The organism is Clostridioides sp. GD02367, assembly GCF_045900275.1.
In the GTDB taxonomy this organism is placed as follows: Bacteria; Bacillota; Clostridia; order Peptostreptococcales; family Peptostreptococcaceae; genus Clostridioides; species Clostridioides difficile_A.
Genome location: NZ_JBJODK010000030.1, coordinates 1 through 1008 on the forward strand (window position 1 = coordinate 1; position 1008 = coordinate 1008).

The 1008-nt window shown below is 32.9% G+C and carries 2 protein-coding genes; both read right to left on the reverse strand.

Annotated features, from left to right (window positions below; all coding sequences use genetic code 11):
* Nucleotides 1-570: baseplate J/gp47 family protein (locus Q3223_RS19410; protein WP_407812437.1), on the reverse strand; the 570-nt coding region annotated here is incomplete at its 3' end.
* Nucleotides 558-1008 (reverse strand): baseplate J/gp47 family protein (locus Q3223_RS19415; RefSeq protein ID WP_407812435.1); only part of this gene is annotated, 451 nt, incomplete at its 5' end. The genes Q3223_RS19415 and Q3223_RS19410, both read right to left, overlap by 13 nt.

Genomic DNA, 1008 nt, shown 5'->3' on the forward strand with positions numbered 1-1008 from the left:
GTCCTGTATGCCTTCGTCTGTCAACATCATAGAGCCTACTATTGCTTGTATAGCATTGTATGAGACCGTTCCACCTAAATCAATCTTATCTAAGTATTTGTCTATCTTAGCTTTTAGATTGTTCAATACTGTTTCTTCGCTAAAACTGTTACTAAATATAAAACTAGCTTTTACATTAATAAGTAATGTTTTTGGAGTAACTATAGTTACTAAAGCCCCGATAGGAGCTTTCCCATCTCTATTTTCTCCTTCTGATATATTTAATGGATATATATATTCTTGAACTTTATCTATCAATTCTTGTGTTGCTGCTTTTCTATTTTTATCTAGTATTAATACTTTTACTGTCCCTGCTCCAGCCCATTCGGGAACTACATAAGCATATCCAACTCCATCAACTTCTTTAGCCCATCTTATATAATCTGAACTAGCTCCACTTAATCGGTCCTCTTGTTCTGATACAAGGACTCTTTCTCTAAAATGTTCTTCATCTTCTATATCTGTCCCACCTTTGAAATCTTCTTTATTATTAACAGATTTAATCCCATTAATAGAGCCTAATAAACAGATATACTGCCTTTAGATACATTTCCTATAATCCCTGCAATCCTACATTCTGCTTTAATATCTACTGTTTCACTTTCTCCTATAGTTTTAGTTTCAAGAAGCTCAAACTCTATACTCTGCTTTTCATCAGTTGCAACAGTAGTTACTATAGTTCCTTTTGTAATTATAGTTCCTTGTACACCTGTAAATGTAACCATGCCAACCGATTTAGTTGGTTGATTTTTAAATACTCCCTTACATTCACCAAGCCACTCTAAATAAGTTCCATAAGATGTCTGAGGAAATGCAATCTTTAAATTATTTTGTAATCCTAATTGTTTTAACTGTGTGATTTCTTCTGCTGTAGGTCTTGTTGCATCATAAACAAAATCTCCTTCTAAGATAGAAACATCTTGAAAGTTACTTAACATTCTTTCATGTATTGCTTCTTCATCTTCCGTT